General features: G+C 61.4%; 22 protein-coding genes. 7 read left to right on the top strand and 15 right to left on the bottom strand.

What is annotated here, in order from left to right:
• The first annotated feature begins 4 nt into the window (after positions 1–4).
• Positions 5–1,528, top strand: coding sequence for an apolipoprotein N-acyltransferase (gene lnt, locus DYL61_RS10365; protein ID WP_135308264.1), 1,524 nt, complete (start codon positions 5–7; stop codon positions 1,526–1,528).
• 133 nt (positions 1,529–1,661) lie between these two features.
• Here lnt and DYL61_RS10360 read toward each other — a convergent pair whose 3' ends face one another.
• On the bottom strand, positions 1,662–2,423 hold the full coding sequence (locus DYL61_RS10360) for a YdcF family protein (RefSeq protein ID WP_135308263.1): 762 nt from the start codon (positions 2,421–2,423) through the stop codon (positions 1,662–1,664).
• 97 nt (positions 2,424–2,520) lie between these two features.
• A complete protein-coding gene (locus DYL61_RS31570; RefSeq protein WP_135308262.1) occupies positions 2,521–2,838 on the bottom strand; it encodes a hypothetical protein in 318 nt (105 codons plus the stop codon).
• A gap of 261 nt (positions 2,839–3,099) precedes the next feature.
• On the opposite strand from DYL61_RS31570, the gene leuS reads away from it, so the two are divergent.
• The 5 genes from leuS (at position 3,100) to DYL61_RS10330 (ending at position 9,247) form a co-directional block, all read left to right on the top strand.
• Complete coding sequence (gene leuS / locus DYL61_RS10350; protein WP_135308261.1) at positions 3,100–5,706, top strand: leucine--tRNA ligase; 2,607 nt, start codon at positions 3,100–3,102, stop codon at positions 5,704–5,706.
• Between the two features lie 88 nt (positions 5,707–5,794).
• Complete coding sequence (locus tag DYL61_RS10345; protein ID WP_135308260.1) at positions 5,795–6,400, top strand: LPS-assembly lipoprotein LptE; 606 nt, start codon at positions 5,795–5,797, stop codon at positions 6,398–6,400.
• 39 nt (positions 6,401–6,439) lie between these two features.
• Positions 6,440–7,477 (top strand): DNA polymerase III subunit delta, encoded by a 1,038-nt coding sequence (holA, locus tag DYL61_RS10340; protein WP_135308259.1) that lies wholly within the window; start codon positions 6,440–6,442, stop codon positions 7,475–7,477.
• Between the two features lie 218 nt (positions 7,478–7,695).
• Entirely contained in the window at positions 7,696–7,860 is a 165-nt protein-coding gene (gene arfA, locus DYL61_RS10335; protein WP_003176285.1) for an alternative ribosome rescue factor ArfA, read from the top strand.
• A gap of 61 nt (positions 7,861–7,921) precedes the next feature.
• Entirely contained in the window at positions 7,922–9,247 is a 1,326-nt protein-coding gene (locus DYL61_RS10330; protein ID WP_135308258.1) for a lytic murein transglycosylase, read from the top strand.
• Positions 9,248–9,372: 125 nt separating this feature from the next.
• Here DYL61_RS10330 and DYL61_RS10325 read toward each other — a convergent pair whose 3' ends face one another.
• The 13 genes from DYL61_RS10325 to DYL61_RS10265 form a co-directional block, all read right to left on the bottom strand.
• Positions 9,373–10,290: a S66 peptidase family protein gene (locus tag DYL61_RS10325; RefSeq protein WP_135308257.1), complete on the bottom strand. Its 918-nt coding sequence runs from the start codon at positions 10,288–10,290 to the stop codon at positions 9,373–9,375.
• A gap of 149 nt (positions 10,291–10,439) precedes the next feature.
• On the bottom strand, positions 10,440–11,441 hold the full coding sequence (gene lipA / locus DYL61_RS10320) for a lipoyl synthase (protein ID WP_165448252.1): 1,002 nt from the start codon (positions 11,439–11,441) through the stop codon (positions 10,440–10,442).
• Between the two features lie 26 nt (positions 11,442–11,467).
• Positions 11,468–12,115 carry a lipoyl(octanoyl) transferase LipB gene (gene lipB, locus DYL61_RS10315; RefSeq protein ID WP_105698780.1) on the bottom strand — a complete coding sequence of 216 codons (648 nt, stop codon included), beginning with the start codon at positions 12,113–12,115 and terminating at the stop codon, positions 11,468–11,470.
• Positions 12,115–12,396, bottom strand: coding sequence for a DUF493 domain-containing protein (locus DYL61_RS10310; protein ID WP_135308256.1), 282 nt, complete (start codon positions 12,394–12,396; stop codon positions 12,115–12,117). The genes lipB and DYL61_RS10310 overlap by 1 nt, the downstream gene beginning before the upstream one ends.
• An 84-nt stretch (positions 12,397–12,480) precedes the next feature.
• Positions 12,481–13,638 (bottom strand): D-alanyl-D-alanine carboxypeptidase family protein, encoded by a 1,158-nt coding sequence (locus DYL61_RS10305; protein WP_135308255.1) that lies wholly within the window; start codon positions 13,636–13,638, stop codon positions 12,481–12,483.
• A 179-nt stretch (positions 13,639–13,817) separates the two neighbouring features.
• On the bottom strand, positions 13,818–14,813 hold the full coding sequence (locus tag DYL61_RS10300; protein WP_105698777.1) for a septal ring lytic transglycosylase RlpA family protein: 996 nt from the start codon (positions 14,811–14,813) through the stop codon (positions 13,818–13,820).
• Complete coding sequence (gene mltB / locus DYL61_RS10295) at positions 14,813–15,823, bottom strand: lytic murein transglycosylase B (RefSeq protein WP_135308254.1); 1,011 nt, start codon at positions 15,821–15,823, stop codon at positions 14,813–14,815. The genes DYL61_RS10300 and mltB overlap by 1 nt, the downstream gene beginning before the upstream one ends.
• Positions 15,824–15,840: 17 nt before the next feature.
• The gene (rodA, locus tag DYL61_RS10290; protein ID WP_167497955.1) at positions 15,841–16,944 is read right to left on the bottom strand and encodes a rod shape-determining protein RodA; all 1,104 of its coding nucleotides are present in this window, start codon (positions 16,942–16,944) and stop codon (positions 15,841–15,843) included.
• Between the two features lie 31 nt (positions 16,945–16,975).
• Complete coding sequence (gene mrdA, locus DYL61_RS10285; RefSeq protein WP_135308253.1) at positions 16,976–18,874, bottom strand: penicillin-binding protein 2; 1,899 nt, start codon at positions 18,872–18,874, stop codon at positions 16,976–16,978.
• A gap of 15 nt (positions 18,875–18,889) precedes the next feature.
• Positions 18,890–19,357 carry a 23S rRNA (pseudouridine(1915)-N(3))-methyltransferase RlmH gene (rlmH, locus tag DYL61_RS10280; protein ID WP_003176297.1) on the bottom strand — a complete coding sequence of 156 codons (468 nt, stop codon included), beginning with the start codon at positions 19,355–19,357 and terminating at the stop codon, positions 18,890–18,892.
• Between the two features lie 9 nt (positions 19,358–19,366).
• On the bottom strand, positions 19,367–19,861 hold the full coding sequence (rsfS, locus tag DYL61_RS10275) for a ribosome silencing factor (RefSeq protein WP_003215432.1): 495 nt from the start codon (positions 19,859–19,861) through the stop codon (positions 19,367–19,369).
• Positions 19,862–19,930: 69 nt separating this feature from the next.
• Entirely contained in the window at positions 19,931–20,575 is a 645-nt protein-coding gene (nadD, locus tag DYL61_RS10270; RefSeq protein ID WP_135308252.1) for a nicotinate-nucleotide adenylyltransferase, read from the bottom strand.
• Positions 20,575–21,840 (bottom strand): glutamate-5-semialdehyde dehydrogenase, encoded by a 1,266-nt coding sequence (locus DYL61_RS10265; protein WP_135308251.1) that lies wholly within the window; start codon positions 21,838–21,840, stop codon positions 20,575–20,577. The genes nadD and DYL61_RS10265 overlap by 1 nt, the downstream gene beginning before the upstream one ends.
• A gap of 174 nt (positions 21,841–22,014) precedes the next feature.
• On the opposite strand from DYL61_RS10265, the gene DYL61_RS10260 reads away from it, so the two are divergent.
• Entirely contained in the window at positions 22,015–22,698 is a 684-nt protein-coding gene (locus DYL61_RS10260) for a DNA-3-methyladenine glycosylase (protein WP_135308250.1), read from the top strand.
• Positions 22,699–22,736 lie beyond the last annotated feature (38 nt).

Below are 22,736 nucleotides of genomic sequence, written 5' to 3'. Positions count from 1 at the left end.
TGAAATGCGCCGTCTCACCACTCCCGGCTGGCCCGGTAATCTGCTGGCCGTGGTGGCCGGTGCTATCACCACCCTGGCGCTGGCGCCGTTCGACCTGTGGCCCTTTGCGCTGCTAGCCGTCGGCGTGTTCTATCTCGGGCTGCGAGACCTGACCCCACGCCAGGCCCTGGGCCGTGGCTGGTGTTTCGGTTTCGGCCTGTTTGGCGCCGGCACCAGCTGGATCTACTACAGCATCCACCACTTCGGCGGCGCTTCGGTGCTGCTGGCGGGTTTCCTGATGCTGCTGTTCACCGCCGCTATCGCCTGGTTCTTTGCCCTGCCCGCCTGGGTATGGGCGCGCTGGTTGCGCCGCAATGAGGCGCCGCTGGCGGATGCACTGACCTTTGCCGCCCTGTGGGTGGGCCAGGAAGCGTTTCGCGGCTGGTTCCTCACCGGTTTCCCGTGGTTGTACTCAGGCTACAGCCAACTCGACGGCCCCCTTTCCGGGCTCGCGCCAGTGGGCGGGATATGGCTGATTTCATTTGCGATTGCCTTGACCGCCGCCCTGCTGTGCAACCTGCCGCGCCTGCTGGCCGGCAAGCGCAACGGGTTTATCGGCGCAGGCCTGGTGTTGCTGGTTGCACCTTGGGCCATCGGCCTGGCGCTCAAGCATCACGCGTGGACCTCGCCCTCCGGCGCACCACTGACCGTGGCCGCGATCCAGGGCAACGTCGAGCAAAGCATGAAATGGGACCCGGAACAGCTCAATGCGCAATTGGCGCTGTACCGCGACATGAGTTTCAGCTCCAAGCCGGTTGATCTGTTGGTATGGCCGGAAACGGCGGTGCCAGTGCTGATGGAATCGGTTGGGGGCTACTTGGGCATGATGGGCAAGTTCGCCGCCGACCGGCACAGCGCGCTGATCACCGGGGTGCCGATCCGCCAGGAAGTGCACCACCATAAACGCTTCTTCAACGGTATTACCGTGCTGGGCGAAGGCGACGGCACCTACCTGAAACAGAAGCTGGTGCCATTTGGTGAATACGTACCGCTGCAAGAGATGCTGCGCGGGCTGATCGCCTTCTTCGACCTACCGATGTCCGACTTCGCCCGTGGCCCTGCCGACCAGGCGATGCTCCAGGCCAAGGGCTATCACATCGCGCCGTTTATTTGCTACGAAGTGGTGTACCCGGAGTTCGCCGCCAGCCTTTCGGCCCAGAGCGACCTGCTGCTGACCATCAGCAACGACACCTGGTTCGGCCGCTCCATCGGCCCGCTGCAACACCTGCAAATGGCGCAGATGCGTGCACTGGAGGCCGGCCGCTGGATGATCCGAGCCACCAACAACGGCGTGACCGGCCTGATCGACCCGTTTGGGCAGATCACCGTGCAGATCCCGCAGTTCGAACGCGGCATTCTGTATGGCGAAGTGGTGCCGATGCATAACCTCACGCCGTACCTGCAATGGCGGTCGTGGCCGTTGATCATTGTGTGTGTGCTGCTGTTTGGTTGGGCGCTGTTGGCGAGTCGGATGGCCAAAACGGTTTAAAGAACAACAAAAAACCAATGTGGGAGGGGGCTTGCCCCCGATATCGGTGTGTCAGCCAAAGATATATCACTGACACGCCCTCATCGGGGGCAAGCCCCCTCCCACATTTAATCTGCATTTCAATCAGCGGGGGTCAGCGGTAGAACAACTGGTACCCCACCTGCCCCACCGCCTCATTGATCAACTGCCCGCTGCGCCACACCGACACAAACTCCGGCATCCAGCCACCCAGCGGTCGGGCATTGTCCACGCCGAGAAACCCCACCGGCGCCGGCACCACAGTAAAACCGGCCTTTTCGAAGCTCCACACCGAACGCGGCATATGCCACGCCTGGGTCACCACCACCACGCGCTTGATGCCTTCGGGCAACAGAATCGCGGCGCTCATCTGCGCGTTTTCCCACGTGGTGCGGCTTCGTTCTTCCTTCCAGCGCACGGTCACGCCGAAGTCATCCTGCATCGACACCGCCATCAACTCGGCCTCACTGGGCGGCGTGCCGTAATGCAAGCCACCCGACGTCAGCACCGGCAGCCCGGAGGCCTTGGCCAGGCGTGCGGCGTAACGCTGGCGCTCCAGGCCGACACCAGTGGGCTGGTCGGCGCCCCAGGCGGGATCACCGCGCTCACGTCCCGAACCGAGTACCACAATGGCATCCGCGCGCTGGGCCAACGTCGCCCAGCTTTCCCGCGCCAACGCGGGTTCGGTCTCCAAAGCGCGTGCGCTCCACTCCACCATCACCGGTAGGCTCATCAACCACATCCCGCCGAACCCCAATGCAAAACACGCTCCAGCAAGACGCGGACGGCTTCGACGAAACCACCAGGCAAGCGCCAGCAGCAGCAAAAAAATGCCGGGCGGCAACAACACTTGTTTAATGAAATAACGAAAAGGCATCGGGCATCTCCAAAGATGCCCGAAGCCTAGATGCAACGGGATTTAGCGACAATCTTTACCAGCATATTTCGAGAAGGTTTTCGGATAACGTTGTGTTTCACTTGCACCGTACAGCTCGAAGCTTTTCCGGGCCTCGACCGGTTGGCAAGTCCCTCAGCCAGATCACCTTGGCCGAACGCGTCGACTCTTGCGCAGGCGGGGAGGCCTGCCCAGGAGAAGCGCGGGGGTGATGCAATTCCAGGTAGACCTTGATCAGTTCAAGCTCTGCCTGGCTCAAGCCTCGCAACTCCAGCTCCTGAGGCCGCTCATTACACAATCGGCCTGCGGTTCTTGCTGCATCCAATGCCCGACCCAAACGGTCGATCAACCCTTCATACAACTGCGGTTTCGTTAAAGTTCGCTGCGATTCAACCATCCCCTCACCTCATTGAAGAAAGACTTGCTCCCCAATAAACAGCGTAGCCCCCATGGCTGCACCTGCCCGGCGCCGCGACAGACGGCCCTGGCCGTGCAATCAGGGTTTCCCTCGATAGAGTGGGGTCATGTATGCTACGGCGCTTCCTGTAACTCCACTTCCCGCAGGGTTTGGGCACGGACGCGCCGCTGTTTGGTGTCGATCAACCTGAATGTTGCACCGAAGAGGATTAGGCCACCCCTATTCAGTTCAAAAGTAGCCATGCACGAACAATATCAGCCCCGTGAAATAGAAAACGCCGCCCAAACTTTCTGGGACGAGCAAAAGTCCTTTGAAGTCAGTGAACAGCCAGGCAAGGAGACTTACTACTGCCTATCGATGTTCCCTTACCCCAGCGGCAAGCTACACATGGGGCACGTGCGCAACTACACCATCGGTGACGTGATTTCCCGCTACCAGCGCATGCAAGGCAAGAACGTCCTGCAACCCATGGGTTGGGACGCCTTCGGCATGCCGGCGGAAAACGCCGCGATGAAAAACAACGTGGCCCCCGCCAAGTGGACCTACGAAAACATCGCCTACATGAAGACCCAGCTGCGCAGCCTGGGCCTGGCGGTGGACTGGTCCCGCGAAGTCACCACCTGCAAGCCGGACTACTACCGCTGGGAACAATGGCTGTTCACTCGCCTGTTCGAAAAAGGCGTGATCTACAAGAAAAGCGGCACCGTGAACTGGGACCCTATCGACCAGACCGTACTGGCCAACGAACAGGTGATCGACGGTCGCGGCTGGCGTTCCGGCGCGCTGATCGAAAAGCGCGAAATCCCGATGTACTACTTCAAGATCACCGCCTACGCGGATGAGCTCTTGTCGAGCCTCGACGATTTGCCGGGCTGGCCTGAACAGGTCAAGACCATGCAACGCAACTGGATCGGCAAATCCAAGGGCATGGAAGTGCAGTTCCCGTACAACGTCGACTCCATTGGCGTTGCCGGCGCACTCAAAGTCTTCACCACCCGTCCAGACACCTTGATGGGCGCGACCTATGTCGCCGTGGCCGCCGAGCACCCGCTCGCCACCCAAGCTGCACAGAACAACCCTGAGCTGCAGGCGTTCATCGCCGAATGCAAAGGCGGCAGCGTGGCCGAAGCCGACGTTGCTACCCAAGAGAAAAAAGGCCTGCCGACCGGCCTGTTCGTCGAGCATCCGTTGACCGGCGAGAAGTTGCCGGTGTGGGTCGCCAACTACGTGCTGATGCACTACGGCGATGGCGCCGTAATGGCAGTGCCGGCTCACGACGAGCGCGACTTCGAATTCGCCACCAAGTACAGCCTGCCGATCAAATCGGTGGTGCGTACCAGTTCCGGCGAAACCAACCCGGCCCCGTGGCAAGACGCCTACGGCGAACACGGCACGCTGATCAACTCCGGCGAATTCGACGGCCTGGACTTCCAGGGCGCGTTCGACGCAATGGAAGTGGCGCTGATCAAGAAGAACCTGGGCGCCTCGCGTACCCAGTTCCGCCTGCGCGACTGGGGCATCAGCCGCCAGCGCTACTGGGGCTGCCCGATCCCGATCATTCACTGCGCCAGCTGTGGCGACGTGCCTGTACCGGAAGACCAATTGCCGGTCGTGCTGCCGGAAGACGTGGTGCCGGACGGCGCCGGTTCGCCGCTGGCGCGCATGCCCGAGTTCTACGAGTGCAACTGCCCGAAATGCGGCCAGCCGGCCAAGCGCGAAACCGACACCATGGACACCTTCGTCGAGTCCTCGTGGTACTACGCGCGCTACGCCTCGCCGCACTACGAGGGTGGTCTGGTGGAAAAATCCGCCGCCGACCATTGGTTGCCAGTTGACCAATACATCGGCGGTATCGAGCACGCCATTCTTCACCTGCTGTACGCGCGTTTCTTCCACAAGCTGATGCGCGACGAAGGCCTGGTGAGCTCCGATGAGCCGTTCAAGAACCTGCTGACACAGGGCATGGTGGTCGCCGATACGTACTATCGTCGCGAAGCCAATGGCGCCTACACCTGGTTCAACCCGGCCGACGTCGAGCTTGAGCGCGACAGCAAAGCCAAGGTCATCAGCGCCAAACTGATTGCCGACGGCCTGCCGGTGGAAATCGGCGGCACCGAGAAGATGGCCAAGTCGAAGAACAACGGCGTTGACCCTCAATCGATGATCGACCAGTTCGGCGCCGACACGTGCCGCCTGTTCATGATGTTCGCCTCGCCGCCGGACATGAGCGCCGAATGGTCCGACTCCGGCGTCGAAGGTTCGCACCGTTTCCTCAAGCGCGTCTGGCGTTTGGCTCACGCTCATATCAGCCAGGGCCTGCCGGGCAAACTGGACGTGGCCGGCCTGACGGACGAGCAGAAAGTCATCCGCCGCAGCACCCACCTGGCCATCAAGCAAGCCAGCCAGGATGTGGGCCAGAACCACAAGTTCAACACCGCCATCGCCCAAGTGATGACGCTGATGAACGTGCTGGAAAAAGCCCCGCAAGCCACCGAACAGGATCGCGCGCTGATTCAGGAAGGCCTGGAAACGGTCACCCTGCTGCTGGCACCGATCACGCCGCACATCAGCCACGACCTGTGGAACCGCCTGGGCCACACCGGTGCCGTCATCGACGCGCGCTGGCCGGTGCAGGATGACAGCGCCCTGGTCCAGGACACGTTGCAACTGGTGATCCAGGTCAACGGCAAACTGCGTGGCCAGATCGACATGCCTGCCAGCGCGACCCGCGAGGAAGTCGAAGCTGCCGCACGTATCAATGAGAACGTGCTGCGCTTCACCGAAGGCCTGACGATCCGCAAAGTGATCGTGGTGCCTGGCAAACTGGTCAATATCGTCGCTAGCTAATCGGATCGGGCGCGGGGCCAAAGCCCCGTGCCGAACAAAGCCTTCAGGGCCTCGATAAGGCCCACATGGTTTCAAGGGGAGCAACAAAATGATCAAACGCAATCTGCTGGTGATGGGCCTTGCCGTACTGCTGAGCGCTTGCGGCTTCCAGCTGCGCGGCACCGGCACCAACGAACTGGCGATCAAGGAACTGGACGTCAGCGCCCGCGACGCCTACAGCCAAACCGTGACCCAGCTGCGTCAGGTTCTGGAGAACAGTGGCGTACACGTCTACACCGGCGCGACCTACAAGCTGTTCCTGGCGGATGAAAAAGAAACCCAGCGTAACCTGAGCTACGCCAGTGCTGGCCGCTCCTCCGATATCGAATTGGCCACTACGCTCAACTTCGAAATCCAGGGCCGCGACCATTTGCCGCTGATGGGTGACAAGATCCAGGTGCAGAAAGTCGTGAGCCACGACGGCAACAACCTGGTGGGTTCGGACTCCGAAGTCACCCAGGTACGCAAGGAAATGCGCCGCGAGCTGGTACAACGCATGGTCCTGCGCCTGTCGATGCTGACCCCGGAACAACTCGCAACTCTGCAACAACGCGCAGACGACAAGGCCAAGGCTGACGCCGACGCCGCGAAGGCCGCGCAAGAGTACGAAGACAACACGCCGAAACAATCGCCTGTTGAAGTCCCAGTCGAGTAAGCCAGACGGGGCGCCGCAAGCGCCCCGTTTATCCTGCCTATGAAACTCGCCCCTGCCCAACTCGCCAAACACCTGCAAGGTGGCCTCGCGCCTGTGTATATCGTCAGCGGTGATGACCCGCTGCTGTGCCAGGAAGCCGCCGACGCCATTCGCACTGCCGCACGCCAGCAAGGCTTCGATGAACGCCAGGTGTTCGCCGCCGACGCCAGTTTCGACTGGGGTACGCTGCTGCAAGCCGGTGCGAGCATGTCGCTGTTTGCCGAAAAACGCCTGCTGGAACTGCGCCTGCCCTCGGGCAAGCCCGGCGACAAAGGCGCGGCCGCCTTGATGGAATACTGCTCGCGGCCTGCCGAAGACACGGTGCTGCTGATCAGCCTGCCCAAGCTCGATGGCAGCGCGCAGAAAACCAAGTGGGGCAAGGCCCTGGTGGAAGGGACTCAGACCCAGTTCATCCAGATCTGGCCAGTGGACAGCAACCAGTTGCCGCAGTGGATTCGTCAGCGCCTGTCCCAATCGGGGCTGTCGGCTACCCAGGACGCAGTGGAGCTTATCGCCGCTCGGGTCGAAGGCAACTTGCTTGCCGCCGCCCAGGAAATCGAAAAGCTCAAACTGATGGCCGAGGACGGGCAGATCACTGTCGAAACCGTGCAAGGTGCGGTGGCTGACAGTGCGCGTTTTGACGTGTTCGGGCTGGTGGACGCGATCCTCAACGGCGAACCCGCCCACGCCCTGCGCATGCTTGAAGGCTTGCGCGGCGAAAGCGTGGAGCCGCCAGTGATCCTGTGGGCCCTGGCCCGGGAACTGCGGGTGCTGGCCAATATTGCACTGCAATACAGCCAGGGCACGCCGCTGGATAAATGCTTCAGCCAGGCACGGCCGCCGGTGTGGGACAAGCGCAAACCCTTGATGAGCAAAGCCCTGCAACGGCATTCGGCGCAACGCTGGGCGCAACTGTTGCTGGAAGCCCAGCGCATCGATGCGCAGATCAAGGGCCAGGCGGTGGGTTCGCCATGGATGAGCTTGAGCCGTTTGTCGCTGTTGATGGCTGGCCAGCGCCTGAGCCTGCCTGCCGAATAAACCCTCTCTCAGCACACTGTAAATCCCATGTGGGAGGGGGCTTGCCCCCGATAGCAGTGTGCCAGTCTCAGATGTGCTAACTGACAGATTGCTATCGGGGGCAAGCCCCCTCCCACAGTTTGACCGTGTTTACATTTCTAAAAACTTGCTGGACTTTACAGCCGCCAAACTTCGGCAGATCATTTGCACCGCTTAAACCCACCCAGAGAGTAACCACCATGAGCAAAAAGCCATCCAAGCATGGCCCCAACAAGGCCAAATCCATCATCGCCCAGCCACTGTTCCGCAGCCGTCAGGAACGAGCCGGCAAGGGCAAAGGCAGCTACCGCCGCGAAGCCTTCCAGTCTAATAGCTGGGAGGCTTCTTACTTTCTGGCTGCCTGAAGGCAAGCGCCCCTCTGGCATGATAAGGTCTGCACCTGATTGGTAATCCCTGGACCTGTGCATGCCCTCTTGTCTTTCTCGTCGTTGGCACCTTCGCCAATTGATCGCTGCCTCCAGCCTCATTCTGCTAGTCGCCTGCGCGGAAAAACCCACCGCCGCCGACGCACAACCCCTGCCGCCGCTCCAGACCGCACCGGTTGCAGCCCCCGCCGTCGTGGCCCCATTGGCCGTGGACAACCTGGATATCCAACCGACCCAGACCTTTGCCGAATGGCAGGCCGGTTTCCGTGTGCAAGCCCTGCAGGCAGGTATCACCGCTGCCGTGTTCGATAACGCCTTCGCCAATGTCACCCCGGACATGGCGGTGATCCGCGCCGACCGCAGCCAACCGGAGTTTTCCCGCCCGGTGTGGGAGTACCTCGACGGCGCCCTCTCGCCACTGCGCGTGCGCAATGGCCAGGCCTTGTTGGTGAAAAACGCCGACATTCTCCAGCGTATCGAGGACCGTTATGGCGTTGATCGCCAGGCGCTGGTCTCGGTGTGGGGCATGGAAAGCAACTTCGGCCAGTTCCAGGGCAATAACTCGGTGATCCGTTCCCTGGCGACCCTGGCCTATGAAGGCCGTCGCCCGGCGTTCGCCCAGGCGCAATTGCTGGCGGCGCTGCAGATCATCCAACATGGCGATATCGCTGCCGAGCAGATGAAAGGTTCCTGGGCCGGCGCCATGGGCCAGACCCAATTCATCCCGACCACCTACAACACCCACGCCGTGGATTTTGACGGCGACGGTCGCCGCGACATCTGGAACAGCCAGACCGACGCCCTCGCCTCCACCGCGCACTACCTGCAAAGCTCCGGCTGGCAGAAAGGCCAGCCGTGGGGCTTCGAAGTGCGCCAACTGCCAGCGAATTTCGATTACGCCCTGGCCGATGGCGGCACGCGCAAGACAGTCGCGGAATGGCTGAAACTGGGCATCCAGCTGCCGCCAGGCGCGTCCATGCCGCCGAACGTCGACCAACTGTCTGCCGCCCTGCTGCTGCCGGCGGGCTACCGTGGCCCGGCGTTCCTGGTGCTGGATAACTTCCGCGCAATCCTCAAGTACAACAACTCGTCGTCCTACGCGCTGGCGGTTGGCCTGCTGTCGGAGCGGTTTACCGGTGGCGGTGTGATTCGCGGTGATTGGCCGAAAGATGAGCTGCCGTTGAGTCGTTCCCAGCGCATTGAGTTGCAAACGGCGTTGAGTGCCAAGGGTTATGACGCGGGCAACCCGGATGGGATCATTGGGGCCAATACGCGTAAGGCGATTCGGGCGGCGCAGCAGTCGCTGGGGTGGCCGGCGGATGGGTATCCGACGGTGAGGCTGTTGGAGTCGTTGCAGAGCCGTTGAATCTGGTTATGGCGGCTATTGCTATCGGGGGCAAGCCCCCTCCCACAGTTGACCGAGTTCCAACTTTGGAATGCAGTCAAATGTGGGAGGGGGCTTGCTCCCGATGACTGCATCACAGGCAACAACTATTTAAAGACCACATCCTGCTCCAACACCACCCTCTGCTCCCCCGCATCCAACCTCACCAACGCCCCCATCGGCAGCGTCAGGTTCGGATCACAATGCCCACTGCGCCACCCCGCCAGTACCGGGATACACAACGGTTCGAAGGTTTGCTTGAGCAACCGCTCCAAGGCCGCCGAATCCACACCCGCCACATCCCCCACCAACACACCGGCAACTTGCGCCAACTTGCCCGCCAGCCGCAGGTGCGTCAGCAAACGGTCGATCCGGTAGATCGGTTCGTTGACGTCTTCGATCAACAGGATGATGCCTTCTGCATCAATTTCGTAAGGCGTGCCCATCACCGCTGCGATCATCGACAGGTTGCCCCCCAGCAAGCGCCCACAGGCGATGCCAGGCGCAATTGTGGTCAACGGGTAGGCCACTGGATGCGTCAATACGCTGCCAGCGCCCAGTTGGCCACGCAGCAGGCTGAGCAATGAAGACTCGGTAGGTGGTTGTTTGTCACCGAGCAGGTCGGCATTGAGCATGGGGCCGTGAAAGGTCACGAACCCCGCGTAACGGCTGATGGCCAGGTGCAAGGCGGTGATGTCGCTGTAGCCCACGAACGGCTTGGGGTTGGCCCGCAGCAGGTCGAAGTCCAGGCGATCAAGCAAGCGGGGTGTGCCATAGCCGCCGCGCAGGCAGAAGATGGCGTCGATTTCAGGGTTGGCAAAAGCGGCGTGCAGGTCGCGCAGGCGTACTTCATCACTGCCAGCGAGGTAGCCGTCGCGTTCGTAGACGCCGGGGAAGATGCGCAGGTCGTAGCCACGAGTGCGCATCCACTGTCCGGCTTTTTCGACGTCCAGTGCGGCAGGGCCGGCGGGAGCGATCAGGGCGATGGTGCCCTCGGCACGCAATGCGGGTACGGCGACAGACATACACAACTCTCCCTATTAGCATCAAACCAAATGTGGGAGGGGGCTTGCCCCCGATGGCGGTGTGTCAGCAACAGTTCTACTGACTGACACACCGCTATCGGGGGCAAGCCCCCTCCCACATTGGACCTGCGGTGCTGCTTAGATTTCCATCAGGAAACCAGGCTTGCCTTGACCAGCTTGGCCTGCTCGTCTGCGTGGTACGAGGAACGCACCAGCGGGCCCGAGGCCACGTTCTTGAAGCCCATCTTGTAACCTTCCTCGGCAAACCAGGCGAAGGTGTCCGGGTGCACGAAACGCTGCACCGGCAAGTGGCTGCGGGACGGTTGCAGGTACTGGCCCAGGGTCAGCATGTCGATGTCGTGTTCGCGCATGCGCTTCATGACTTCGATCACTTCTTCGTCGGTCTCGCCCAGGCCGAGCATCAAGCCGGACTTGGTTGGGATATGCGGCATCATCTGCTTGAATTTCTGCAGCAGGGTCAGCGACCACTGGTAATCCGAACCTGGACGCGCAGCCTTGTACAGGCGCGGTACGGTTTCCAGGTTGTGGTTGAACACATCCGGCGGCTCGGCGGCGGTGATTTCCAGTGCCACGTCCATGCGGCCACGGTAGTCCGGCACCAGGGTTTCGAGCATCACGTTCGGCGACAGCTTGCGAATTTCGCGGATGCAGTCGGCAAAGTGCTGGGCACCGCCGTCACGCAGGTCGTCGCGGTCTACCGAGGTGATCACTACGTATTTGAGGCGCAGGTCAGCGATGGCGATGGCCAGGCTTTCCGGCTCGTTGACGTCCAGTGGTTTCGGACGGCCGTGGCCGACGTCGCAGAACGGGCAACGACGGGTGCAGATGTCACCCATGATCATGAAGGTGGCGGTGCCGCCGGAGAAGCACTCACCCAGGTTCGGGCAGGAAGCTTCTTCGCACACGCTGTGCAGCTTGTGCTTGCGCAGCAGGGCCTTGATACGGTCGACTTCCGGCGAAACCGGGATACGCACGCGGATCCAGTCGGGTTTCTTCGGCAGTTCGGTGGTCGGAATGATCTTCACCGGGATGCGTGCAACCTTCTCGGCGCCGCGCAGCTTGACGCCGGCTTCCACCTTGGCACGCGGGGCCGGGGCCGGACGGTCGGTAACGTCCAGCGTCGGGATCATGGTTTGCACTGCATCAGTAGTCATAATCAGTCGATTCCGCCCGTAAGGGTCGTCTGCTCAGCATAGTCGAGGTGTTTGACGAGCTGCTCACGCAGCCGGGCACTTACCTCGGCAAATTTAATCGGTGTCGCGTGCTCGCTCAGTTGGGTCATCGCCAACCCGGCATAACCACATGGGTTGATCCGTCGGAACGGCGCCAGGTCCATGTCCACGTTCAGGGCCAGGCCATGAAACGAACACCCGTGGCGAATACGCAGCCCCAGGGAGGCGATTTTCGCGCCATCGACATACACACCGGGGGCATCGGGCTTGGCCGCAGCGGTCACGCCGTAGCTGGCCAATAGCTCGATCAGGCAAGCCTCCATACGGCTGACCAGATCGCGCACGCCAAAACCGAGCTTGCGCACGTCCAGCAATAGGTATGCGACAAGTTGTCCGGGGCCATGGTAAGTCACTTGGCCACCTCGGTCGACCTGCACCACCGGAATATCACCCGGAACCAGCAAGTGTTCGGCCTTGCCGGCCTGGCCCTGGGTGAATACCGGCGGGTGTTCCACCAACCAGATTTCATCAGGGGCCGAGGTGCCGCGTTCGTTGGTGAACCGCTGCATGGCGTGCCAGACGGGCTCGTAGTCCATCTGGCCGAGCTCGCGAAAGCCCAGGACCTGTGACATCACAACACCATGTGCACGAAGCCGGTGGCCCGCAGTTCACTGTTGATGTTGTAGAGCTGGTCTTGATCGGTGGCCAGGATATACAGCTGGGTCGTGGTGTATTTACCCGTGCTGCTTTGACGCTCCACGGTCATGCCCAGGTTGATCTCCGCGTGTTTGGACACAATGGCGATCACCTCGGCTTCCCGACCTACACCCGTATCGCTGATCACTTTGATCGGATAGTCGGTCTGAGGGAATTCGATCTTAGGCGCCTTTACTTCTACTTCTTTATCGGTCATGGCGTAACGGCCTCGTAAGCGTAAGCCGTGGCGACGGGCAAAGCCCCGTGTCGGATCAACACGGGGCCTTGCAGGTGCACACTATCAGTTGAACAAGCTATAGAAGAATAGACGGATGCTATCCCACACGCGGCGGAAGATACCACCTTCGTCGACGGCGTCCAGAGCGATCAGGTCGGCACTGTGAACCACTTTGTCTTCCAGCTTCACCTCGACCTTACCGATCACGTCACCCTTGGCGATTGGCGCCACCAACTGCGGGTTCATGGTCATGCTGGCCGCGAGCTTTTTCAGCTGGCCTTTAGGCATGGTCAGGGTCAGGTCTTCGGCCAGTCCGGCCTTGACTTGGGAGGTCGCGCCTTTCCACACCGGAGCGGTCGCAAGCTCAGCACCCTTCTGATAGAAGGTCTGGGTTTCGAAGAAGCGGAAACCGTAGGTCAGCAGTTTTTGCGTCTCGGCCGCACGGGCCTGCTCGCTGTTGGTGCCGAAGACCACGGCGATCAGGCGTTGGCCATCACGTACGGCGGACGACACCATGCAGTAGCCGGCCTCTTCGGTGTGGCCGGTTTTCAGACCGTCGACGGTCTTGTCACGCCACAGCAACAGGTTGCGGTTAGGCTGCTTGATGTTGTTCCAGAAGAACTCTTTCTGGGAGTAGATCGCGTAGTGCACCGGGTCGACGCGGATGATCGCGCGCGCCAGGATCGCCATGTCGTGAGCCGACGAGTAGTGCTCCGGGTTCGGCAGACCGGTCGGGTTCATGAAGTGGCTGTTGGTCATGCCCAGGTCAGTCACGGTTTTGTTCATCATGTCGGCGAACGCGTCTTCGCTGCCGGCGATGTGCTCGGACAGGGCCACGCTGGCGTCGTTACCCGACTGGATGATGATGCCGTGCAGCAGGTCGCTCACGGTCACTTGCGAACCGACCTTGATGAACATCCGCGAACCGCCGGTGCGCCAGGCGTTTTCGCTGACGGTGACCGGGTCGTTCTCGCCGATCTGGCCGCGACGGATTTCCAGGGTCGCGATGTAGGCCGTCATCAGTTTGGTCAGGCTGGCAGGCGGCAGGCGCTGGTCACCGTTGTTCTCCACCAGCACGTTGCCGCTGGCAGCGTCCATCAGGACCCAGGCCTTGGCAGCCAGTTGCGGGGAAGCCGGCACCATTTCAACCGCCCAGGCGGCCGGGGTGATGATCAGCGAAAGAAGCAGGCACGTGCGTTTGGCTAAGGTGGTGATGTTCATCCGTCTCTCGAAATTGCTAATGGAAACTTGCCCTCGCGGGCAAAACTATTCAGACAGCCCGCTACCAGACTGTCACGTGTTCGGTTGCCCGCTCACCCCTTGCCCCTGGGTTTTTATTGTTCAACGAGCCAACAACCAGGGTTCAAGCCCATCTCCGGGCCTGAACCTTCAATCTTTTATTATTCGGCGGTGACCACGCTGGGTTGCCCCAGGTTGGCCAGGCGCACGCTGTTCTGCACTTGTGCGACTTCGCTTGGCGAGCCAATCGGCCCCATCCGCACGCGGTGCAGGGTTTGTTGGTTACGCACGATGGAACTGATGAACACCGGCGCGTTGACCATGCTGCTGAGTTTCGACCTTAGCAGTTCTGCCGCATCCGGGTTGGCAAATGCGCCGACCTGCAGGTATTGCCCGCCCGCCATCGAACTGCCTTGCGCGGCCTGAGGCACGGCCACGGTGTCCGGTGCATGCTGTTGTGGCGGTGGCGTCCACTGCTCGACCTTGCCAGCCGAAGCGGTGATTTGCGGTTGTGGTGTTTGCGGCTCGTTGAGCATCAACGGCGCCGGTTTGCCACGCTGGGCCCAGTACTGCGCCGGGTCGATGCCTTCAACTTTCACGCGAGCGGTGCCGGTTTCGGCGTAACCGAGTTTCTTCGCCGCCGCGTAGGACAAGTCGATGATGCGGTCCGAATAGAACGGCCCACGGTCGTTCACGCGCAGGATCACCGTGCGGTTGTTGTCCAGGTTGGTTACCCGCACATAGCTGGGCAGCGGCAAGGTCTTGTGCGCCGCGCTCATGCCGTACAGGTCATACACTTCGCCGTTGGCGGTGTTCTGGCCGTGGAACTTGGTGCCGTACCAGGACGCGGTGCCCGATTGCACGTAGGTCTTGGATTCTTGCAACGGGAAATAGGTCTTGCCCAACACGGTATACGGGTTGGCCTTGTAGGCACCGGTATGCAGGGTTGGGGTGGCGTCCGGGATCTTGGAGACATCCACATCCCACCACGGCGCGCCGTCTTTGTGCGCGCGGTTGATGTCCAGGCCGGGCTGCGAGCGGACGGCAGTGCCGCCCTTCTGCGCCGGGCCGCGGCTGGTGGAGCAACTGACGACCAGCAGGGACAATGCGACGAACGCCACCAGCTTGAGCGGTTGATTGAACGGCGATGCCCGCATTACTTATTGCCCCGTGCTTGGACCAGCATGTCTGACAGCTGATGCACGGCCATGGCGTACATCACACTGCGGTTATAACGCGTGATTGCGTAGAAATTCTTCAGGCCCATCCAGTATTCCGGGCCATTTTCACCTTCAAGGCGAAACGCCGTCACTGGCATGTCATCGCGTGGCGCATTCTGACTCGACCAGCCCAGCGCCCGCAACTCCCCGACCGTCTTGACCGGCTCGATACCCTGGGTCAGGCCTTCATCGGCGCGATCCCCGGCAACATCGGCGCGAACCACCACCGGTTCGCCGCCTACCCAACCGTGGCGCTTGAAGTAACTGGCCACACTGCCGATGGCGTCGTCCGGATTGCTCCAGATATTGATGTGGCCGTCGCCGTCAAAGTCCACCGCGTAGGCGCGGAAGCTGCTGGGCATAAACTGCGGCAAGCCCATCGCACCGGCGTAGGACCCCTTGAGGCTCAGCGGGTCGACCTGTTCTTCGCGAGCCAGCAGCAGGAACTCGCGCAGTTCCTTGCGGAAGAAGTCGGCACGTGGCGGGTAGTCGAAGCCCAGGGTCGACAAGGCGTCGATCACCCGGTAACTGCCGGTATTGCGCCCGTAAAAGGTTTCGATGCCGATGATCGCGACAATCACCTGGGCCGGCACGCCGTATTCCTGCTCGGCGCGGGCCAGCACGGCCTCGTGCTGACGCCAGAAGTCCACACCGCGAGCCACGCGAGCGTCGGTGAGGAACATCGGGCGATATTCCTTCCACTGTTTAACGCGCTCGGCGGGGCGGGAGATGGCGTCGAGGATCGCCTGCTTTTTCTGGGCCTCGCGGAACACGCCCATCAGTTGCTCACCGGCAAAACCGTAGTCGCGGGTCATTTCACCGACAAACTCGGCGACCTGGGGTGAACCATCGTAGTCACCGGCCTGCGCCTCTTGCGTCGCGCCCAGCAGGCCAATCAGGCCCATCCAGGACGCATGCCGAGTCGCCCAGCCGCGCATTACTTGCATTGACATCTTCACCTTATTCAAACCTGTGCGATCCATTTGCGATGCGTATGAATCGACATCAAAACCCCAAACGCTGACAGCAATGTCACCAGCGAAGTTCCGCCGTAGCTAATGAATGGCAACGGCACCCCCACCACCGGCAGCAGGCCACTGACCATACCGATGTTGACGAAAACATAAACAAAAAACGTCATGGTCAACGCGCCGGCCAGCAGTTTGCCGAACAGCGTCTGCGCCTGGGCGGTGATCACCAGGCCGCGACCAATCAACAGCAGGTAGATCAGCAGCAGCGCGCAAATGCCCACCAGGCCGAACTCTTCACCCATGACCGCGATGATGAAGTCGGTGTGGCTCTCCGGCAGGAAGTCCAGGTGCGACTGGGTGCCCAGCAACCAACCCTTGCCAAATACGCCGCCGGAACCGATGGCCGCTTTCGACTGGATGATGTTCCAGCCGGTGCCCAGCGGGTCGCTCTCAGGATCGAGGAACGTGAGAATCCGTTGCTTCTGGTAGTCATGCATAAAGAAGAACCACATGGCCACAGCCACCGGCACGGCGGCGGCGAGCACACTGAGAATCCAGCGCCAGCGCAGGCCACCCATAAACAGCACGAAGGCACCGCCGGCCAGGATCAGCAGCGAGGTGCCCAGATCCGGCTGACGCACAATCAGCACAAACGGTATGCCGATCAGAATCAAGCTGATGCCCACGTGCTTGAGCTGCGGCGGCAACGTGCGCTTGGACAGGTACCAGGCGATGGTCGCCGGCATCAGGATCTTCATGAACTCCGACGGCTGGAAGCGAATCACCCCCGGAATGTTGATCCAGCGGGTCGCGCCCATGGCGTTGTGGCCCATCACGTCCACCACCACCAGCAGCAACACCCCGGCGACATAACCCAGCGGCACCCAGCGCGCCATGAAACGCGGCTCCAGCTGGGCGATCACCACCATCGACAACAAGCCCAGGCCGAACGACGACGCTTGCTTGATCAGCAGGTCCCAGTTCTTGCCACTGGCCGAATACAGCACGAACAGGCTACCCGCCGCCAGGGTCAGCAACAGGATCAGCAGCGGGCCGTCAATGTGCATGCGTTGCAGTAACGTCGCACGACGACGCATCACATCCTCGCTGGAGAGGATGCGGTCAAAATTACTCTTCACTGGCCGTAACCTCGGTGCTTGAAGGGGGGCCGCCATATTCGGGTTTGAGCCTGCCGTCGTCGGCCAGCAGCCAGGCGTCCATGACCTGGCGCACCACAGGCGCGGCGACGCCGGAACCGGACTCGCCGTTCTCGACCATCACCGCTACGACGATTTTCGGGTCATCTGCCGGGGCGAAGCCGACAAACAAGGCGTGGTCGCGGTGGCGCTCCTGAACCTTGGAGCGGTCGTATTTCTCGCCCTGCTTGATCGCTACTACCTGGGCCGTGCCGCTCTTGCCGGCAATGCGGTATTGCGCGCCGACGGCGGCTTTGCGTGCAGTACCGCGAGCGCCGTGCATCACTTGTTGCATGCCGTGGTTGACCTTGGTCCAGTCCGAAGGATCGCGCAGCACAATGTCCGGGATCGGGTTGTCATCCACCGGTTTTTCGCCTTCGATGGTCTTGGCCAGGTGCGGACGGTTCCAGATGCCTTTGTTGGCCACCAGCGCCGTGGCCTGGGCCAACTGCAACGGTGTGGCCTGCATATAGCCCTGGCCAATGCCGAGAATCAGGGTTTCACCCGGGAACCATGCCTGCCGACGGGTCGCACGTTTCCACTCCCGCGATGGCATCAGGCCAGGGGATTCTTCGAACATATCCAGGGAGACTTTCTGACCGAGGCCGAACTTGCCCATATAAGCCGACAAGCGGTCGATCCCCAGCTTGTGGGCCAGGTCGTAAAAATAGGTGTCGTTGGAGCGCATGATCGCGGTGTCCAAATCGACAAAGCCGTCACCGGTGCGGTTCCAGTTCCGGTATTTGTGATCGTAGTTGGGCAGCATGTAGTAGCCCGGGTCAAAGACCCGACTGGAAGCCGTGACCACGCCCGCGTCCAGGCCGGCAATCGCCACCGCCGGCTTGATAGTCGACCCCGGCGGATACAGGCCGCGCAGTACGCGGTTGAACAGTGGCCGGTCGATGGAGTCGCGCAACTCGGCGTAGGCCTTGAAGCTGATACCGGTCACGAACAGGTTGGGATCGAAGCTGGGCTGACTGACCATGGCCAGTACTTCGCCGGTTTTCGGGTCCAGCGCAACGACCGCACCACGACGACCGCCCAAGGCCATCTCCGCCGCTTCCTGCAACTTGATGTCCAGGCTCAGCACAATATCTTTGCCCGGCACCGGGTCGGTACGCTTGAGCACCCGCAGCACACGGCCACGGGCGTTGGTCTCGACTTCCTCGTAACCCACCTGGCCGTGCAATTCGGGCTCGTAGAAACGCTCGACGCCGGTCTTGCCGATATGGTGGGTGCCGCTGTAGTTCACCGGATCGAGACTTTTCAGCTCTTTCTCGTTGATCCGCCCCATGTAACCGACCGAGTGGGCAAAGTGCGGCCCCTGCGGATAGTGCCGCACCAACTGCGCCACCACCTCCACACCGGGCAAGCGGAACTGGTTCACCGCGATCCGCGCGATCTGTTCTTCGGTCAGCTCAAACAGGATCGGCACCGGTTCAAACGGCCGGCGCCCCTGCTTCATGCGCTTTTCGAAGATCACCCTGTCTTCCGGTGTGAGCTGCAACACCTCGACAATCACATCGAGGATCTGCTGCCAGTCGCCGGAGCGTTCTCGGGTCATGCTCAGGCTGAAACTGGGGCGGTTATCCGCGACCACCACGCCATTGCGGTCGAAAATCAGCCCACGGGTCGGCGGAATCGGCTGCACATGCACCCGGTTGTTTTCCGACAACGTAGAGTGATAGTCGTACTGGATCACTTGCAGGAAATACAGGCGGGCGATCAGCACCCCGAGCAGGGCCACCACCAGCACCGCACCAAACACCACGCGAGCGCGTACCAGACGTGCGTCTTTCTCGTGGTCCTTGATGCGGATCGGCTGGGTCATCGGGAGAGGCGCAGACTATTTGTGGTAAGGGTGCCCGGACAGGACTGTCCAGGCGCGATACAGCTGTTCACCGATCAGAATCCTTACCAACGGGTGCGGCAACGTGAGCGCCGACAGCGACCAGCGCTGGTCCGCCCGCGCGCACACTTCCGGCGCCAGCCCTTCGGGGCCGCCGACCATGAAGTTGACGGTGCGCGAGTCCAGGCGCCAGCGGTCCAGTTCCACCGCCAACTGCTCGGTGCTCCAGGGTTTGCCGTGCACTTCGAGGGTGACGATGCGCTCGTTGGGGCCGACCTTGGCCAACATGGCTTCGCCTTCCTGACGGATAAAGCGCGCCACGTCGGCATTCTTGCCCCGGGTATTGAGCGGAATCTCTACCAATTCCAGCGACAGCTCAGCAGGCAGACGCTTGGCATACTCGTGCCAGCCTTCTTCCACCCACTTGGGCATGCGTGAACCGACAGCAATCAGACGCAGGCGCACAGCCGTTCCTTATTCCTGGTCTTTGTTGAGCTTGTCGAAGTGCGCGTGGCCCACTTCCGGGCTGTGGTGCTTGCCATCAGCGGCACGGCTCTGCTCGGCGCCTTTCCACAGACGCTCCAGGTCGTAGAACTGACGGGCGTTGGAGGTCATCATGTGAACGATTACGTCGTCCATGTCCAGCAGCACCCAGTCGCTGTCGCCCTTGCCTTCTTCACCCAGCGGCTTGACGCCTTGGGCTTTGACGGCTTCGCGGACCTTGTCCAGCATCGCGCCGATCTGGCGGTTCGACGTACCGGTGGCGATGATCATGAAGTCGGTGATGCTTTGCTTGTCGCGCACGTCCAGCACCTGGATGTCCTGGGCTTTAACGTCTTCCAGGGCCGCCACGGCGACTTTCACCAGTTCTTCGCCAGCCAGCTCAGGGCCGGTATGGGCTTCTACTGGCAGCGGGGCGCTTTTGAAGGTGCCTTTGCGCTTAACTTTGCTTACGTCTTTGTTCGTCATATAAAACTCGTTTTGCTCGTATGTTCGGGCGCTCGCTGTACGAATGTGCGTACGTTCAAGCGCGCCTTTTCAGTTCGACGCACGGTAAAGTCCGTGCGCATCGATGTAGGCCAGGACCGCGTCAGGCACCAGGAAACGTACCGACTTACCGCTGGCCAGCAGTTGACGGATCTGGGTGGCGGACACCGCAAGCGGGGTCTGCCAGACGAATGCAATATTCCCGTTCGGCCCGGTCAGGGCCAAGGGGTCACTTACCGACCGCGCGGCCAGCAGGTTGCGCAAGGCATCCGGCGGTTCGCTGTCGGCATCCGGGCGTTGCAAAACCAGGATGTGGCAATGCTGGAGGAGTTCCTCCCAGCGATGCCAAGAGGGCAGGCCGCAAAATGCGTCCCAGCCCAAAAGCAGAAACAACTGGTCGTCCGCGGCCATTTCAGCGCGCATCACTTCCAGGGTATCGACAGTGTAGGACGGTTTATCACGCTTGAGCTCGTGGTCGTCCACCACCAACGGCGCAATGCCTTCCACCGCCAGGCGCACCATTTCCAGGCGCTGCTGCGGCGACACTTGCGGCGTATCACGGTGGGGCGGCCGCGCGTTGGGCATCACTCGCAACTCATCCAGCGCGAGGGCATCCGCGACTTCCAGGGCACTGCGCAAATGGCCGATGTGCACGGGGTCGAAGGTGCCGCCGAGCAGCCCGATGCGTTTAGCCATCAAGTGCGCACGTGACCGTCGCCGAACACCACGTACTTCTCGCTGGTCAGGCCTTCCAGGCCAACCGGACCGCGTGCGTGGAGCTTGTCGGTGGAGATACCGATCTCCGCCCCCAGGCCGTATTCGAAGCCATCGGCAAAACGTGTCGAGGCGTTGATCATCACCGAAGCGGAGTCCACTTCGTTGAGGAAACGCCGCGCATCGCTGAAATGCTCGGAGACAATGGCGTCGGTGTGCTTGGAGCCGTAGGTGTTGATGTGTTCGATGGCCTCGTCCAAATCGTCGACGATCTTGATCGACAGGATCGGTGCCGTGTATTCGGTGTACCAGTCCAGCTCGGTTGCCTCGATCACGTCCGCCCCCAGCAGCGCACGGGTCCGCACGCAACCGCGCAGTTCTACGCCTTTGTCACGGTAGATGGCAGCCAGCGGCGGCAGCACGCGCTCGGCAATGCCGGCGTGCACCAGCAGGGTTTCCATGGTGTTGCACGGCGCGTAACGGTGGGTCTTGGCGTTGTCGGCGATGCGGATCGCCTTGTCGAGGTCGGCGGCGATGTCGATGTACACGTGGCATACGCCGTCCAGGTGCTTGATCACCGGCACCTTGGCATCGCGGCTGACGCGTTCGATCAGGCTCTTGCCACCGCGCGGCACGATCACGTCGACGAACTCCGGCATGGTGATCAGCGCGCCGACGGCGGCGCGGTCAGTGGTTTCCACCACTTGCACCACTTCGGCCGGCAATTCGGCCACGGCCAGGCCCTGCTGGATGCAAGCCGCAATGGCACGGTTGGAATTGATCGCCTCGGAACCGCCACGCAGGATGGTGGCGTTGCCGGACTTGAGGCACAGGCTCGCAGCGTCGATGGTCACGTTCGGGCGCGACTCATAGATGATGCCGATCACGCCCAGGGGCACGCGCATCTTGCCCACTTGGATGCCGGACGGCAGGTAGCGCATATCGCGGATTTCACCGATGGGGTCAGGCAGCTTGGCCACCTGACGCAGGCCTTCGATCATGTCGTCGATACGCGCCGGGGTCAGCGCAAGGCGGTCCAGCAGGGCCGGCTCCAGGCCATTGGCGCGGCCGTTGGCCAAGTCCTGTTCGTTGGCGGCGGTAAGCTCGGAGCGCGAGGCATCCAGAGCGTCGGCGGCCGCCAGCAGGGCGCGATTCTTCTGCGCAGTGCTCGCACGGGCGATCAATCGCGAAGCCTGGCGGGCAGCGCGACCCAGGCGGGTCATGTAGTCAAGAACGGACTCAGTCATGGTCAGGGAGTCTTGGCAGAGAGGAAAGCGGCAGATTATAGCTGTGACGCCGCCCGACTGACAGCGGTGAGGGGCGGATGGTCGAAATGAACTGTAAAAACTTGGGGTTCAGCCGTAATTAAGCTGGGAGTTGTTATTATTCCGTCACATTTAGCCGTATTAACCCTTCCTGCCATGCCTAGCTCAGCGCCCCAACTTCCCGCCAGCGCCCTGCCCGACTGCTTCTTCGACCGGGATGCACAAATCCTCGCGCGCGACTTGCTCGGAAAAGTCATCCGTCATCGCGTCGGCGAAATCTGGCTTTCCGCGCGAATTATTGAAACCGAAGCCTATTACGTGGCCGAAAAAGGCAGCCACGCCTCATTGGGCTACACAGAAAAGCGTAAGGCTTTGTTTCTGGACGGTGGCCACATCTACATGTACTACGCCCGCGGTGGGGATTCGCTGAACTTCAGTGCCCAGGGGCCGGGCAATGCCGTATTGATCAAATCGGGCTATCCGTGGGTCGATGAAGTATCGGGCCCGGCGAGCCTGGCGCAGATGCTGTTGAACAATCCCGATGCCAGCGGCCGGCCGCGTCCGTCGCAAAAGCTGTGTGCGGGCCAGACGTTGCTGTGCAAGGCGCTGGGGTTGAAGGTGCCGGTGTGGGATGCCAAGCGTTTTGACCAGGAACGGCTCTATGTTGAAGACGTGGGCAAAACGCCTTCGCAGATTATCCAGACCACCCGCCTGGGCATTCCGAGCGGGCGTGATGAGCATCTGATGTATCGCTTTGTGGACGCGGGGTATGCGCCGTATTGCACACGCAACCCACTGCGCCGGGGGCAGGTCGAAGGCAGCGATTATTTTCTGATTTAAACGGACTCAATGTGGGAGGGGGCTTGCCCTAATGCCAG

Source organism: Pseudomonas nabeulensis, assembly GCF_004682045.1.
Taxonomy (GTDB): domain Bacteria; phylum Pseudomonadota; class Gammaproteobacteria; order Pseudomonadales; family Pseudomonadaceae; genus Aquipseudomonas; species Aquipseudomonas nabeulensis.
Note: the sequence above shows the minus strand (reverse complement) of the source record. Positions and strands in the feature narration are given on the sequence as shown.

Coding starts and splice junctions, on each gene's coding strand:
- lnt (WP_135308264.1), top strand. CDS start 5: ATGCGCCGTCTCACCACTCCCGGCTGGCCCGGTAATCTGCTGGCCGTG.
- DYL61_RS10360 (WP_135308263.1), bottom strand. CDS start 2,423: ATGCCTTTTCGTTATTTCATTAAACAAGTGTTGTTGCCGCCCGGCATT.
- DYL61_RS31570 (WP_135308262.1), bottom strand. CDS start 2,838: ATGGTTGAATCGCAGCGAACTTTAACGAAACCGCAGTTGTATGAAGGG.
- leuS (WP_135308261.1), top strand. CDS start 3,100: ATGCACGAACAATATCAGCCCCGTGAAATAGAAAACGCCGCCCAAACT.
- DYL61_RS10345 (WP_135308260.1), top strand. CDS start 5,795: ATGATCAAACGCAATCTGCTGGTGATGGGCCTTGCCGTACTGCTGAGC.
- holA (WP_135308259.1), top strand. CDS start 6,440: ATGAAACTCGCCCCTGCCCAACTCGCCAAACACCTGCAAGGTGGCCTC.
- arfA (WP_003176285.1), top strand. CDS start 7,696: ATGAGCAAAAAGCCATCCAAGCATGGCCCCAACAAGGCCAAATCCATC.
- DYL61_RS10330 (WP_135308258.1), top strand. CDS start 7,922: ATGCCCTCTTGTCTTTCTCGTCGTTGGCACCTTCGCCAATTGATCGCT.
- DYL61_RS10325 (WP_135308257.1), bottom strand. CDS start 10,290: ATGTCTGTCGCCGTACCCGCATTGCGTGCCGAGGGCACCATCGCCCTG.
- lipA (WP_165448252.1), bottom strand. CDS start 11,441: ATGATCCCGACGCTGGACGTTACCGACCGTCCGGCCCCGGCCCCGCGT.
- lipB (WP_105698780.1), bottom strand. CDS start 12,115: ATGTCACAGGTCCTGGGCTTTCGCGAGCTCGGCCAGATGGACTACGAG.
- DYL61_RS10310 (WP_135308256.1), bottom strand. CDS start 12,396: ATGACCGATAAAGAAGTAGAAGTAAAGGCGCCTAAGATCGAATTCCCT.
- DYL61_RS10305 (WP_135308255.1), bottom strand. CDS start 13,638: ATGAACATCACCACCTTAGCCAAACGCACGTGCCTGCTTCTTTCGCTG.
- DYL61_RS10300 (WP_105698777.1), bottom strand. CDS start 14,813: ATGCGGGCATCGCCGTTCAATCAACCGCTCAAGCTGGTGGCGTTCGTC.
- mltB (WP_135308254.1), bottom strand. CDS start 15,823: ATGCAAGTAATGCGCGGCTGGGCGACTCGGCATGCGTCCTGGATGGGC.
- rodA (WP_167497955.1), bottom strand. CDS start 16,944: ATGCGTCGTCGTGCGACGTTACTGCAACGCATGCACATTGACGGCCCG.
- mrdA (WP_135308253.1), bottom strand. CDS start 18,874: ATGACCCAGCCGATCCGCATCAAGGACCACGAGAAAGACGCACGTCTG.
- rsfS (WP_003215432.1), bottom strand. CDS start 19,861: ATGACGAACAAAGACGTAAGCAAAGTTAAGCGCAAAGGCACCTTCAAA.
- nadD (WP_135308252.1), bottom strand. CDS start 20,575: ATGGCTAAACGCATCGGGCTGCTCGGCGGCACCTTCGACCCCGTGCAC.
- DYL61_RS10265 (WP_135308251.1), bottom strand. CDS start 21,840: ATGACTGAGTCCGTTCTTGACTACATGACCCGCCTGGGTCGCGCTGCC.
- DYL61_RS10260 (WP_135308250.1), top strand. CDS start 22,015: ATGCCTAGCTCAGCGCCCCAACTTCCCGCCAGCGCCCTGCCCGACTGC.